The sequence below is a fragment of the Metabacillus crassostreae genome (genome assembly GCF_016908395.1).
In the GTDB taxonomy this organism is placed as follows: domain Bacteria; phylum Bacillota; class Bacilli; order Bacillales; family Bacillaceae; genus Metabacillus; species Metabacillus crassostreae.
Window position 1 is genome coordinate 708,135 of sequence record NZ_JAFBDU010000002.1, and the last position, 13,631, is coordinate 721,765.

The 13,631-nt window shown below is 32.8% G+C and carries 16 protein-coding genes; 4 read left to right on the plus strand and 12 right to left on the minus strand.

The annotated features are described in order from the left end of the window. Positions 1-11: 11 nt before the first annotated feature. Positions 12-995 carry a Gfo/Idh/MocA family protein gene (locus JOC75_RS11010; RefSeq protein ID WP_204954087.1) on the minus strand — a complete coding sequence of 328 codons (984 nt, stop codon included), beginning with the start codon at positions 993-995 and terminating at the stop codon, positions 12-14. Positions 996-1,372: 377 nt separating this feature from the next. On the opposite strand from JOC75_RS11010, the gene JOC75_RS11015 reads away from it, so the two are divergent. Then, complete coding sequence (locus JOC75_RS11015) at positions 1,373-2,230, plus strand: Cof-type HAD-IIB family hydrolase (protein ID WP_204954088.1); 858 nt, start codon at positions 1,373-1,375, stop codon at positions 2,228-2,230. Between the two features lie 63 nt (positions 2,231-2,293). Here the strand turns inward: JOC75_RS11015 and JOC75_RS11020 are convergent, their stop codons facing one another. The 4 genes from JOC75_RS11020 to wrbA form a co-directional block, all read right to left on the minus strand. After that, entirely contained in the window at positions 2,294-3,385 is a 1,092-nt protein-coding gene (locus JOC75_RS11020; protein WP_204954089.1) for a GGDEF domain-containing protein, read from the minus strand. A gap of 230 nt (positions 3,386-3,615) precedes the next feature. After that, positions 3,616-4,131, minus strand: coding sequence for a hypothetical protein (locus JOC75_RS11025; protein WP_239589400.1), 516 nt, complete (start codon positions 4,129-4,131; stop codon positions 3,616-3,618). 180 nt (positions 4,132-4,311) lie between these two features. Beyond that, positions 4,312-4,812 (minus strand): PCYCGC motif-containing (lipo)protein, encoded by a 501-nt coding sequence (locus JOC75_RS11030; protein WP_204954090.1) that lies wholly within the window; start codon positions 4,810-4,812, stop codon positions 4,312-4,314. 183 nt (positions 4,813-4,995) lie between these two features. Then, positions 4,996-5,595, minus strand: a complete 600-nt coding sequence (gene wrbA / locus JOC75_RS11035) for an NAD(P)H:quinone oxidoreductase (RefSeq protein ID WP_204954091.1) — start codon at positions 5,593-5,595, stop codon at positions 4,996-4,998. Positions 5,596-5,842: 247 nt separating this feature from the next. On the opposite strand from wrbA, the gene JOC75_RS11040 reads away from it, so the two are divergent. Together JOC75_RS11040 and JOC75_RS11045 are read left to right on the plus strand one after the other, a co-directional pair. Beyond that, positions 5,843-6,268 (plus strand): MarR family winged helix-turn-helix transcriptional regulator, encoded by a 426-nt coding sequence (locus JOC75_RS11040; protein ID WP_204954092.1) that lies wholly within the window; start codon positions 5,843-5,845, stop codon positions 6,266-6,268. Positions 6,269-6,401: 133 nt separating this feature from the next. Next, positions 6,402-7,028, plus strand: coding sequence for an FMN-dependent NADH-azoreductase (locus JOC75_RS11045; protein WP_204954093.1), 627 nt, complete (start codon positions 6,402-6,404; stop codon positions 7,026-7,028). Between the two features lie 530 nt (positions 7,029-7,558). On the opposite strand, the gene JOC75_RS11050 is transcribed toward JOC75_RS11045, so the two are convergent. The 3 genes from JOC75_RS11050 to JOC75_RS11060 all read right to left on the minus strand — a co-directional run bounded on the left by JOC75_RS11050 (position 7,559) and on the right by JOC75_RS11060 (position 9,803). After that, entirely contained in the window at positions 7,559-8,107 is a 549-nt protein-coding gene (locus JOC75_RS11050; protein ID WP_204954094.1) for an NADPH-dependent FMN reductase, read from the minus strand. Between the two features lie 12 nt (positions 8,108-8,119). Further along, complete coding sequence (locus JOC75_RS11055) at positions 8,120-9,103, minus strand: NAD(P)/FAD-dependent oxidoreductase (RefSeq protein ID WP_204954095.1); 984 nt, start codon at positions 9,101-9,103, stop codon at positions 8,120-8,122. Between the two features lie 82 nt (positions 9,104-9,185). Beyond that, positions 9,186-9,803 (minus strand): superoxide dismutase, encoded by a 618-nt coding sequence (locus tag JOC75_RS11060; RefSeq protein WP_204954096.1) that lies wholly within the window; start codon positions 9,801-9,803, stop codon positions 9,186-9,188. 222 nt (positions 9,804-10,025) lie between these two features. Between JOC75_RS11060 and JOC75_RS11065 the strand changes: the two genes are divergently transcribed. Continuing rightward, positions 10,026-10,658: a helix-turn-helix transcriptional regulator gene (locus JOC75_RS11065; protein WP_204954097.1), complete on the plus strand. Its 633-nt coding sequence runs from the start codon at positions 10,026-10,028 to the stop codon at positions 10,656-10,658. A gap of 236 nt (positions 10,659-10,894) precedes the next feature. On the opposite strand, the gene JOC75_RS11070 is transcribed toward JOC75_RS11065, so the two are convergent. The 4 genes from JOC75_RS11070 to JOC75_RS11085 form a co-directional block, all read right to left on the minus strand. Beyond that, positions 10,895-11,482, minus strand: a complete 588-nt coding sequence (locus tag JOC75_RS11070) for a nitroreductase family protein (protein WP_204954098.1) — start codon at positions 11,480-11,482, stop codon at positions 10,895-10,897. A 59-nt stretch (positions 11,483-11,541) separates the two neighbouring features. After that, positions 11,542-12,417, minus strand: a complete 876-nt coding sequence (locus JOC75_RS11075; protein ID WP_204954099.1) for a pirin family protein — start codon at positions 12,415-12,417, stop codon at positions 11,542-11,544. A gap of 491 nt (positions 12,418-12,908) precedes the next feature. Further along, positions 12,909-13,184, minus strand: coding sequence for an adhesin (locus tag JOC75_RS11080; RefSeq protein WP_204954100.1), 276 nt, complete (start codon positions 13,182-13,184; stop codon positions 12,909-12,911). Positions 13,185-13,202: 18 nt separating this feature from the next. Next, positions 13,203-13,631 (minus strand): protein-tyrosine phosphatase family protein, encoded by a 429-nt coding sequence (locus tag JOC75_RS11085; RefSeq protein WP_204954101.1) that lies wholly within the window; start codon positions 13,629-13,631, stop codon positions 13,203-13,205.

Genomic DNA, 13,631 nt, shown 5'->3' on the forward strand with positions numbered 1-13,631 from the left:
TGACCCCAATTTTATTTATCTGCTGGATAATGCAACCCAATTTGCTTTCGAGTTGTTTCTAGTATATTTGCTGTTATAAGTGTGTTTTTATGTGAATTTTGTTTTGATTGCAGTTTTTTAGCTTTGATGAGCTCTATAAATTCTTGTGCTTCATAATACATGCTTTCAGAATCCTGGTCTCTTGAAATATCTTCAATTGTTCCATCTTTATAATGAATTTTGACACTTTCAGGAGTATGTATTTTATCAATTATGATACTTCCGTCTTCTCCTTGAATTTCAGAAGGAACATACGAATTTGTAATTTTTGAATACATAATGATTGCGTCCATTTCTTCATATGTAAGCAATATACTACCTTCACCATCAACACCTGATTCAAGCATATAGCTTGATGCCTGAATTTCTTTAGGCTCGCCAAACAATGTAACAGCTGGGTAGACACAGTATATACCAATATCCATTAATGAGCCGTTTGAAAACTCCGGTTTAAAAGCATTCAATACAGTTCCTTGCTTATATTTATCATAGCGAGAAGAATATTGACAATAGCTTGCAAAGTAGCGTCTTATCTTCCCTATTTTATGAAGATTTTCTTGAATTGCTAGGAAATTAGGCAACAACGTAGACTTAATAGCTTCCATTAACACAACTGAATTTTCTTCAGCAATCTTAATCATTTCTTTTACTTCTTTTGTATTAGAAGCAATCGGTTTTTCGCAAATCACATGCTTTCCATTTTTCATGCATAAAATTGCCTGTGAAGCATGAAGTGAATTTGGACTTGCAAGATAAACCGCATCAAATTCATTACTTTTAACAAACTCATCTAAATCTGTATATGTAAGTTGTACATCATATTTATTTGCAAACTCTTCTGCTTTATCACTCGTTCTTGAATAAACAGCAGTAAGTTCAAAATCTTCAAGCTTACCTGCTGCACTTAAGAAACTTTCTGTAATCCAGTTCGTCCCAATCACACCAAAACGGATCATATATTAAACCTCCTACTTAGTACTTGTTTCTTAGCAAGTATATCTTTTTTTCATTGAAATCAAAAGTCATCAATAAAAATCACTAAAACATTTCAGGCTGTTTTCGTAAACTTTGATGCTATTAGTAACGTAAAGGAAACAGCATTGTATAAAGATTAGTGGCATCTTTTCTTATTTAATTAGAAAGTTATATTTATTTAAATAACTTTTTTTAAAAACATGAAATTAGTTTCATTAGCAATAATCTTTCAGAAAAGAGCCTTAATTAATTCATTTTTCTCAATAAATTTTTAAAAATATGTCATAATAGATAATTAAGTTCTTCATTTCTTACATACATAAAAACAATTCAAATGAAATATAAAGGAGAAACTAAAATGAAAAAATTAATCGCCATTGATCTTGACGGGACCCTTTTATCTTCAAACATTGATATTTCAAAGGAAAATATTGAAGCAATACAAGCAGCACAAGAAGCTGGACATATTGTCATGATTTGCTCAGGACGTGCTCCTGAAGATATTAAAACAGTGATTGGTCAAACTCCACTTCAATGCCCAGTTGGTGGAAGCAACGGGACAATGGTCATTGCAGATGGAAAGTTATTAAGTGAAGTTTCAATCAACAAAGAAACTGCAAAACATGTTGCAACGACGTTAAATGAAAATAAATTCCCTTTTAAAGTATATACAAATAAAGGGATATATGTGGCTTCAACATGGTCTGAACGTATGTTAGTCTTCTTAGAAAAAAATCCTGATATTGCCTCAGGACTAACAGAAAAAGAATATAAATTTATGACAGAGCAACCAAAAGAAACCGACACTATTAAGATATTTACCACAATAGATGATGTACTTAACAACCAGGATTTATCTATCCAGAAATTCTTTGTTCCTACACTTTCAGGAAAAGATGAATTAATCGCAAAACTTAAGGATACTGAAAATATCTCAATCACAACTTCTGGTCCATTCAACATTGAAATTATGGATACAAACGGTCATAAAGGAAACGGTGTTAAAGTAATGGCCGAATACTTCAATATCCCAATTGAAGATACAGTGGCAATTGGTGATAACTTTAATGATGTTCCAATGCTTGAGGTTGCAGGCCTTTCAGTTGCTATGGGAAATGCAGATCCAACAGTAAAGAAAATGGCAGATGTTGTAACATTAACAAATAATGAAAATGGTGTTGCTCACGCTATTAACAAATATGTTCTAACTCAGTAATTATTAAGCTAAAAAAAACGACCTTAAAGTAATTAGAATCCCATTAATAGGATTCTGTCTACTCTACGCAGGTCGTTTTTTTGTTGCTATAGACACTTTATTTCTTCCACTTTTCTTTGATAGATATAAAGCTTCATCCGCAAGCTCCACTAATTCATTACCATTATTTGAAATCGAAGGGAAATGTGAAATACCAATCGAGATTGTTACAAATATCACTTTCCCATTAGTAAGCTTAAAAGGATGTAATTCAACTGTTCTACGAATTCGTTCAGCAATTTCTTGTGCTTTCGTTAATGAACTACTAGGCAGGATAATACTGAACTCCTCACCGCCTTTACGATAACAGCTGTCTATCGGTCTTACATGACTTACCATAATATTGCTAATTTGCTTTAATACTTCATCCCCTTCGTTATGACCATATGTATCATTTACCTTCTTAAAGTGGTCAATATCTAAGTATAAAAGTGAATGTTCCTTTACATGTTCATCTTCATATATTGACATTAGCTTCTCATTAAAATAGCGAACATTCCTTAAACCAGTTAAAAAGTCTTTTGTCGATTGTGCCTTATAATGTTGAAATAACTTGTGCGTTTTCCGTAAATGTTCAGAAAAATAATATCCTATCAATCCACCAACAATAGAAAGTATCCAGAAAATCGGTACCAAAGTTTTTAACACATTCCACTCAGGTACTAAATAACTGATAACAAACGAAAAGATAATATTTGCATAAATTAACATCCAAAAAACCTTAGACACTCTTTTCATCTTAAGATTTCGTATAAAATAGAAGCCAACTGTTACAGCTACTACATATAAAAGTGCAACAATAGAAGATAAATTAAAGCCAATAAAAAAACGAGCAATAATAATAACAATTGCACTAACAATAGCAGGAATGGTACCACTGTATATCATTGAAAGTAAAATAGGAACATGTCGCAAATCGACAATTGTATCTGGTGTTACTTGAATAGAAAATAGCATTAAAATAACACCTAATATACCACTTGCCACTCCCCCTGCTATCCTCCTAGTAATGGGTGTTAAGCTCCGAAAGATTTTCCTATCAATTAACTGACTATAAACAAAAACTAGTGCTACTAGGATATTAATATTAATAAATAAATCTCGAACAATATGCATTTTACTTCATCCTAATTTACGATATTTTATAGTACTATTTTATCATGATATATATACCATTTTATAGATGGTTATGTAGAAAACAGGACAATTTTATTTACATTACTATGTGATTGTAATAAATAAACGATATTTTTAAAATGCTACTTTATATACACTAACTGAAATGGGTATTTAAACAAAAAACAAAGAGACACGAGCTAATAATAGACGCGTGCCTCTTTGTGCCTTTATTCATTTAGAATATGAAGGTAATGCTGTAGTGTCTTTAATTGTTCCTTTTCTGTTGCTTTTGGTGTATAGTCACTGTTAGTTTTCTGAACGATGTTATTATATAATCCTTGAAGCTTAACTTGCTGATCAGCCATTTTAAAATGCACATACTTTGTATTGGCATCCTTCATCCTAAGAGCAGAGGTAAAGTTATTACTAGCCATTGACATGGAGGTTGATCTTGCTTCTAAGGCTATATGTTTCTCTTGTTCTGATAAATTATGATAAACAAACTTTTCTTGATTAATAGGAATTTGTGCCAAATGAACAGGACTATGCTGTTGTGGATCAATAAGAGCTAACATTACTCGTACATGATCTCTCATAATAGTAATTGAAGTATAAAGAACCTGTTTTAATGCTGGATTCTGTATCACTAAATAATCTCTTTTCAATTTATTAATTATTCCTTCATGTGCAGCAAGATGCTCTGCCATCAAACCTAAATCTGAAGCTGGTAACCTCAAAACCATATCCCCCTCCTCATAATCGCATTTTCTAGATTATATGAGAAACAAGTTTGATTTAAGAACAAGGTTAGTTACTAATTAAGATTTTCAATAGGATCATTTTAAATAAAAAAACTAAGTTACAATTAACCTGATAATTTATAGGTTCATTAACTTAGTCGTTTATTCCTCATTTAATTTTTTCTAGACTTCTGGAGTAGGAGTAGGCGTTGAATATCCTTCTTTATACATTTCATCAATTTTCGAACGAATATCTTTTACTGATTTTCCTTCTTGAAAATCAACTATAGATTGAGCTGCAATTTCTAAACACACTCCACATTTTGTTCCATGATCATCCCAAATAATATTTCCGTCCTCTTTATTTTCAAACACAAAGCAATCATAACTACTTTTATGATTTGCACTCTCACCACAGCCACAATAACAAGGGATTTTTTCTAAAAGATCTTTATGCTGAGAAGCTGCTTGATAAATAACTTGCATGTTTTCAGGTTTGTCATTTAAAAAAGTTGGTAAAATATCTATTCCAGTCGTTTCTTCTCTAATATCATTTATCACATGATCCTGATGTTCAGCATGATCAGTATGCTCATTAGTATCATTAGAACCACTAGTGTTTGAACAGCCACTAACAATAGCAACAGCTGTAAACACGACAATTACTTTTTTCTTGTAATTCACATCATTCACCTCACTACAATTATTCTAAGCCCTACACTTCATAACCACAATACATGTAACATAATTGCCATAATAAAACAGGGATATCTCAACAATCTCAATTGGGGTCTGACCCCCAATTGAGATATGTGTGAGATATCCCTATTATAAGTATTAAATTGGTAATCTTTTAAAGTAAGTAATTTATTTTAGTTTTTCTGCAATTGATATTGTTCGTTTGGCTTGATGTTTTACTGCAGCTTGAACATCTTCAACCATTTCGCCGTCTTGATTAACTGACACACTTGTTCCGTAAGGATTTCCACCTGCAGCAAATGTAACTGGATCTGTGTATCCAGGTGCTGCAACAATAGCTCCCCAATGATACATTGTTGTATAAAGTGCTAATAAAGTCGATTCTTGACCACCATGTGGGTTTTGTGCTGAAGTCATAGCACTTACTGTCTTATTAACAAGTTTTCCATTAAACCATAACCCACCGGTAGTATCTAAGAATGCTTTCATTTGTGATGGCATATTACCAAACCTAGTTGGTACACTAAAAATAATTGCATCTGCCCATTCCAAATCATCTAAAGTAACTTCTGGGACATCTTTTGTAGCTTCATAATGTGCTTTCCATGCAGGATTAGATTCAATAGCTTCTTGAGGTGCTGTTTCTGGTACCTTTAACAGCTTCACATCTGCACCAGCTTCTTTTCCACCAGCCTCTGCCCATTGAGCTAGCTGATAATTAGTACCTGTGGAGCTGTAATAAATAACGGCTAATTTAACTTTCGTCATGAATTTATATCTCCTTTTTTAAAAGTTTTCATTCCTTCCCTACTACTTAAACTTTACCCATTTTAAGTATTGTTAAATCATATATCTCAGTTTTAAATTATAGTAATTCAAATCTTATTGTTAATCTTTTTGGAAAATAGATATAATAAGGAATAATTGAATGTAATAAATCTTTACCATAAACCTACAATTATTTATATTAAGCTGATGTTTAAATAAAATTCCTTATAATAAACGGAGGGCTATAATGAAACTCTCTATGGACGATTATATAAGTATATTCATTCATAAAACAGATCTTACTTTAACAAGTTATGTAAAAAATAAATTAGCTCCTTTTAATCTTGCTCCAGAACAAAATCTGATTATGATGCTTCTCTGGGAAAAGGATGGAATGACACAAAACGAGGTAGCTGAGATGCTTGTTAAGGATAAAACAAACATTGCTCGAATGGTCTCTAATTTAGAAAGTAAGGGATTTATAAAAAGAATTATTAGCCAAAGTGATCGTCGCTCTTTACAGTTGCACCTAACTGATAAAGGAAAAGAGCTCGGAGCTACTATAACACCCATTACTGAGGATTTTAATAAATTGGTATGCCAGGGTGTTTCAAAAGAAGAAATATGTGAATTAAAAAGGATTCTAACTAAAATGCGTGATAATGTATTATAAATTTTACATTATCAATACTTATTAGTTGCTACAACAACTAATTGATGCTACGATAAACATTGTTCAAATTCAACTACGGTTAAATGTTGCTATAGCAACATTTAAAACACATGATATATGGAGGTATTTTTAAATGACAAATGTTTTATTCATTAAAGCAAACTCTAGACCAATAGAACAGGCTGTTAGTGTTCAACTTTATCAGGCATTTTTAGATAGTTACAAGGAATCTAATCCAAATGATCAAATAACTGAACTAGATTTATTTGAAGAAAACTTACCTTATTTTAGCACTGATATGATTAACGGTATGTTTAAACTAGGTAAAGGTCTTGAATTAACATCTGACGAAAAGAAAGCAACAGACCTAGTAAACAAATACCTTGAGCAGTTCCTTGCAGTAGATAAAGTAGTATTTGCATTCCCATTATGGAATTTCTCTGTTCCAGCTGTATTACACACTTACTTAGATTATCTAGGTCAAGCAGGAAAAACATTCCGTTACACTGCTGAAGGCCCAATTGGTCTTCAAGGTGACAAAAAAGTTGCTTTGTTAAATGCTAGAGGTGGAGTTTATTCTGAAGGTCCTGCACAAGCAGCAGAGATGTCAGTAAACTACGTGAAAACAGTTTTAAATTTCTGGGGTGTAACTGATACAACTGAAGTTATTATTGAAGGTCATAATCAATATCCTGATCGTGCAAAAGAAATCATTGAAGAAGGCTTAAGCAAAGCTGCTACAGCGGCAAGCACTTTTTAATTTAGCATTTATTTCATAAAGGAATTTGCATAAATAAATAATAAAAACGCTGTTGATTTTGAAATCAACAGCGTTTTAAATATATATTTTTTTAAAACCTGTTGCCTTATAATAAGTATTGCGATGGTTGATTTCCGCTACAGGGATCTTGAAACGCAGATTTCAAGACTGTTGCTCGCTTTCCGCCGGGAAAAATATATCAAAATCCCAACTACCGGCTTTTGGTATAAACAATTTTTCCTAGGGCGGGCGGTGAGCTTCCTCGACGCACAGCGCTTGCGGGATCTCACCTGTCCCGCTGCTCCCGCAGGAGTCTCTCACCTTCCGCTCCAATCAACCTTAAATAGTTTGTCTTTAAAAACTTTTTAAAAAAAACCACAAACTCTGAAATGCCAAGAAAAATCAAAACTTTAACATATTTTATGAATTCGTGCTAATATATCATTGTGTTTTACTATTTAACACCTCTAAGCCTACATACTCACTATTTTATCGTAGTTCTCACTACTTATAAAATATAACTTTAGTTACTATTTTCCCGCTCTATTATTAATCCCATTTTGAAGATAAATCATTTCCTCAACCAATCTATCTATCCGGTTTTTAATATCCATGTTGTTAATTTCGTTATCTTTACTAAAATCACTGTTATGGATGAAAATATTTCCTACTGGAACAACACCCTTTAAGTAATTTATAATTGGTCTCAATTGATATTCTGTTACAAGAAAATGTTTTTCAGTTCCTCCTGTTGTGACAATTCCTGTTACTTTAGACTTTAAAGCATCAATCGGAAGATGATCAAACAGATTTTTTAACACCCCTGGAATTGAGGCCTGATATATTGGTGTTCCAATCAAAAGAATATCTGCTGAGAGAATGGTAGTTACAACCTTAATCGTATCATCGTTATAATCATTCAATGGTTGACCATTAACAAACTCAACCTCATAATCTTTTAGATTAATCAATTCTGTTATCAAACTTGCATCCTTTGCTTTTGCTGTTTGTAACACCTCGTGAACAGCTTTTGTTGTTTTAGAACCTATTATTGAACCAGAAATACCAACGAGCTTCATGTTTTATCCCCCCTATTTAAATACACTTGTACTATGAAGTGGTTGAACTCTTGAAGTTGGATCAATATATTTCTTTATATTATTAATGGCAATAGGTGCTTCTCCTAAACCAACTGCAATGAGTTTTACTTTGCCATCATAAGTTGCAATATCTCCAGCAGCATAAATGCCCTCAATATTTGTTTCCATTTTTGTATTCACAACAATTGAATTTTTCTCCATATCTAAGCCCCAGCTTTTTATTGGGCCAAGTGAAGAGATATTCCCATAATTAACAATCACTGAATCCACTTCTATTGTTTCTTCATTATTTTCTTTATCAACAATAACGACTTTGCTAATTTTCTCTTGATCTCCAATTAGCTCCTTAATTACATAGGGAATCTTAATCTTGATATCAGATTGATATAATTGCTCTACACTGCTTTCATGTGCTTTGAATTCTCCTCGTCGATGGCATAAAGTAACTGTTTCCGCAATTTTGTTTAACATCAACGACCAATCAAGAGCCGAATCTCCACCACCACAAACTAGAACTTTAGTATCCTTAAATTCTTGCAAATCTTTTACAGAATAGTGAAGATTTTTCCCTTCATAATAAGAAGCAGATTCAAGAGGTAATTTTCTTGGTTCAAAAGCTCCTAATCCACCAGTGATCAAAATTGCCTTTGTATAATGTTTCCCCTTATTTGTTTTTAATGTAAAAACATCATCATGCTTTTGAAGATCAAGTACTGTTTCATTCAAGCAAATCTCAGGTGAGGCATAATTAGCTTGGTTGATTAAATTTTCGACAAAGTCTTTTCCTAATACTTTTGGAAAACCACCTATATCATATATATATTTGTCAGGATAAAGCTCTGCCACCTGTCCTCCTAATTGACCTAAGCTATCAATAATTTTCACTGACATCTTTCTCATTCCAGCATAAAAGGCTGAAAATAAACCTGTGGGACCGCCACCTATTATCGTAATATCAACTATTTGCTCATTCATATATATTACCCCTTTTTAATCTCTACATTTAACGAAGGAATAAGGTGCCTAAATGGCACCTTATTCCTTCGTAGGATAGATATTAGATATTTTGCTCGTATTTCTCAGATACAACATTCCAATTGATTATATTAAAAAAGCTTGAGATATATTCTGGTCTTCTATTTTGATAATTTAGGTAATAAGCATGCTCCCAAACATCTAAGCCTAAAATAGCTTGGTTTCCTTCCATTATTGGATGATCTTGATTAGCTGTACTTGTTACCTTTAGCTTTCCATCTTCATTAATAATCAACCAAGCCCACCCAGAACCAAAACGTGTTGTTGCTGCTGCAGTAAATTCTTTTTGAAAACTTTCAAAGCTCCCAAAAGACTCATGAATCGCTTTTTCTAAGTTTGCTGATATTGTGTTTTGACCTGAAGCTGGAGCGATTACCTCCCAAAATAAAGAGTGGTTAAGATGACCTCCACCATTGTTTCTTACAGCTGTTCTTATTTCCTCTGGTACATCATCTAAATTTTTCACTAATTCTTCTAATGACTTTGCTTGTAATTCTTCTTTCCCTTCTAGAGCAGCATTCAAATTATTCACATATGTTTGATGATGTTTACCGTAGTGAATCTCCATTGTTTGTTGATCGATATGAGGTTCTAATGCGTTAAAATCATAGTTTAATGCTGGTAAAGTGTATTTTGTCATTTTATATTCCTCCAAATTTTGTTTTTATACTTTATAGTATAATAAGTATAAATATATGGTAAATCAAATTTTCAATATGATCAATTTATTTGCTTATGAAAATATAAAGCATTCAATTTGTTTCAACATTTTATACCATATGGTATAATAAAGTTTAACTATTTTTAAAGCTTTATTCTAAATTTCTACCTACTCCTAACTGTAACTAAAGGAGGTTTTATAATGACAGTTGCACAAAAAAGTACAAAAGATAAAATTCTTAATTTGATAAAAAAAGAAGGCTCTTTAACTGTAAATGAATTAACATCACATCTAAATATTACGCATATGGCTGTAAGAAAGCATTTGGGAAGCCTCGAAAAAGATGGCTTTATATTGTCATCTGAACTGAAGCAGCCGATGGGTAGGCCACTCCAAATTTACTCTTTATCACAAAAAGCAGCAGAGTATTTTCCAAAAAACTATGAGGGAATAAGTGTTGATTTTCTTAACGATATTAAAGAGCTACATGGAGAAGAAACGATTGATCTTCTATTTAAAAATAGAGAAGAAAGACTAAGCACAGAATATAGGACTCGAATGCAACATAAACATCATTCAGTCGAAAAGCTTAATGAAATGGTCAACATCCAAAATGAAAAAGGCTATATGGCAGAGCTTTTGAAAATAGATAATAACACATACGAACTAACAGAATATAATTGTCCAATTCTATCTGTAGCTAAAGAGTACAAGGTAGCATGTCGTTGTGAAACAGCTATGTTTAAAGAAGTCATTGGCACAGAAAATATTAATAGAACACTTTGCCAAACTGAAGGAGATCGTCATTGTAAGTTTTTAATAAAGATTTCCTAATAATCAAACACATTCTTAAGAAAGAGCAAAACGTATTACGTTTTGCTCCTTTTATTTTAGTTGCTATAGCAACATTTTATCCTGTAGCTTTAACAATGATGTTTTACATTTTTAATTATCAACAAGTCTACTCCATTCAAAAATCAACTCTAATATATAGTAATTGGCATAATGACCGCTTTATTATGAATGCTAGTATTGTTGTTTACTATATAATTAGAGTTAATTTCTTTTTACTAATCCTCCTCTGGATCTTCTCCTATCCATGTGGTCACTTCAGAAAATGGCTTTCTCTTTCCTTCTGGTAAAGATCTTTTTGGATACCCAAAATAAAGAAAGCCTAATACATCTCCTTTATCTGATAAACCAAAAAACCTTTTCATTAAGGGATCATACGTAGGTTCGCCTGTTCTCCAGAAACCCGCTAACCCTAAACTATGTGCAGCCAATAACATATTTTGAATACTTGAGTATACTGCGCCATACTCTTCCTTGGAAATTGCTTTTGGATTATCACTTGGTTCAACAGCAACTGTTATAATAACAGGAGCCCTAAATGGTTTTTCAGCAACCTTCACAAGCTTTTTTTGATTCGCTTCACTCAACGGATCATCCAGCTTCTGTTGGGCAATATTCACAAGAACTTCGCCTAACTTCTTTCTGCCTTCACCTCTTAATACAAAAAATCGCCAAGGCTCAGTTCTGAAATGGCTAGGAGCCCAAGTCCCCGCTTCTAAAATTTGTTCAATAATGTCCTTGGGGATTGCCTCATCAGTCACAAGTCCATTACTTCTGCGTGATTTAATCACTTCAAAAATATCCAATACAAACACCTCAACTTATTTTAAAATTTGAGTCTAAAATATTGATGAAAAGTTTAATTTCAGACTGCAGGAGGACCAAACTTTCCATTATGAAAGTCACGATATGCATCTTTAATTTCGTCCATTGTATTCATTACAAAAGGACCATAAGGAACGATCTCTTCTTTGATTGGAGTACCTGAATAAATCAAAACCTTCGAGCGCCTGCTGTTTGCTTTGATTACAAACTCACTCATCATTTCTTTATTACCACTCTCATTAAAACTTAATGTAGCAACTCCATGTTTTGTCAGGTTCACTTCATTTTCTCCAAAATCCATATCACCTGATAATACATATAAAAATGCATTATGCGTTTCTGGTAGCTTGTGTGTGTATGTTGCTCCTTCATTTAATGAGATTTCTGATAATGTAAAAGGAACAGCAGATTCCATCGGACCTTTAACTCCTGCTATATCGCCAGAAAATACTTTGACAGTACCACCTGTAAAATCAACTGTTGGTGCATCTTCACTATAAATATTTTGGTAGCTAGTATCTGTTTTCTTTAAATGTTTTGGAAGGTTCAACCAAAGCTGTAGGGTGTGAGCAATATCATCTCCTACACCTTCCTCTCCATGTCTTGCAGCCCAACCAGCATTCATATACTGAACATCACCTGGCTCAAGAATATCGCGTCCACCTGCATTATCTATATGCTCTAGTCTCCCATCAATAACATATGTTACTGTTTGAAAGCCTCTATGAGGATGGTCCGAAAAAGTGCCTCTTTTAAACCAATCCTCTGCCATTAATATAAACGGATCAAAATCAGCCCAGCGTTCAACAGGTAAAACCCACCCCTTTTGAATAGATGGAAAGCCGACTTCCTCATATTTTACATACCAATGATCTTTTACTGATCTTTTTACGTTATCTTTGTGTTCGTTAGACAAATGAACCACTCCTTAAATATATTATGAGATAAGTAAATTTATTAGCATGTTGGTGAACTACCATTTTTAGTTGCTATATCAACTATTTTGCACCAATCACTTTTTATACTAATTAATATAAAAAGTTTCTTCTTTAATTAGAACATATTGATTTTTTGTTTTCAAGAAATACGTCTGTAATAAAATGAGGTATATAAAAAAACTACAAAAATGGAGTTACTATCAGGGAGAATTTTAAATGTGGTAAAAGTATTTGTTTTAATTAGGTGTAATCCACTTTTAAAGAAGCTTACACCTAATTAAATTGTGTGAACTATAAGATCAGATACAGATATTTGCTATTTTACGGCGTTTATTTGCTCTTTTCTCGTTATATTTGCTGTTTTATTAAATTTATTTGCTATTTAGAACAATATATTTGCTAAAACTCAAGATATATTAATTTTTCGACAAAAAACAACACCGCTAATAGCCAACCACTCAACCTTTTCTTAACAGCAGTTACTCGCACCTAATAAAACCAAGCCCGCTCCATTTGAGTCTTCTTCTATATCTAATGTTAAATCATCCATATCTGTAATTTGTATATCAATAGCTACAGTGATTCCATTAATTATGTCAACTTTATCTGATTTCATCGGTGCCTCTAAAGTAATTGTGAATTGTGGTCCACAGCAACCAGCTACAGATGTTAATCGAATACCTTCAGCACCTTTTTCAGTTAGGAATTGCATCAGTACCTCTTTTGCATCATTGGTAATTTTCATTTCTAATTCCTCCAAGTTTTACGCATTTGGATAGATTCTTTTTAATGTTTCTTTCATTTCAGGTTTCACTTTGATTTTTGGACGTGCACTTTTAGCAATTTCTTCAGCTTCTTCAATTGTCTCAGCTTGTCCTAGTGCTAAAAGAGTGCCAATTGCTACAGTGCCTGTACGATTACTGCCACCCTGACAATGAAAATAAACATTTTCTCCCTCGTTATATGCGGTAACAACAGAGTCGATTGAATTTTTCACTGATTCATCTTGTTTGTCAGCATCATCAACAATTGGGCTATGAACACGATTATATTCTGAGTCTTCATGTGATGCCTCAGCTCTTAAATCAAAAGCAACATCGATCTTTTCATTTTTCATCACTTCATCGATATCATCAGCACCACCGATATAGATACGGTTCTTCACTAGTTCGTTGTAATTTTTCGTTGTCAT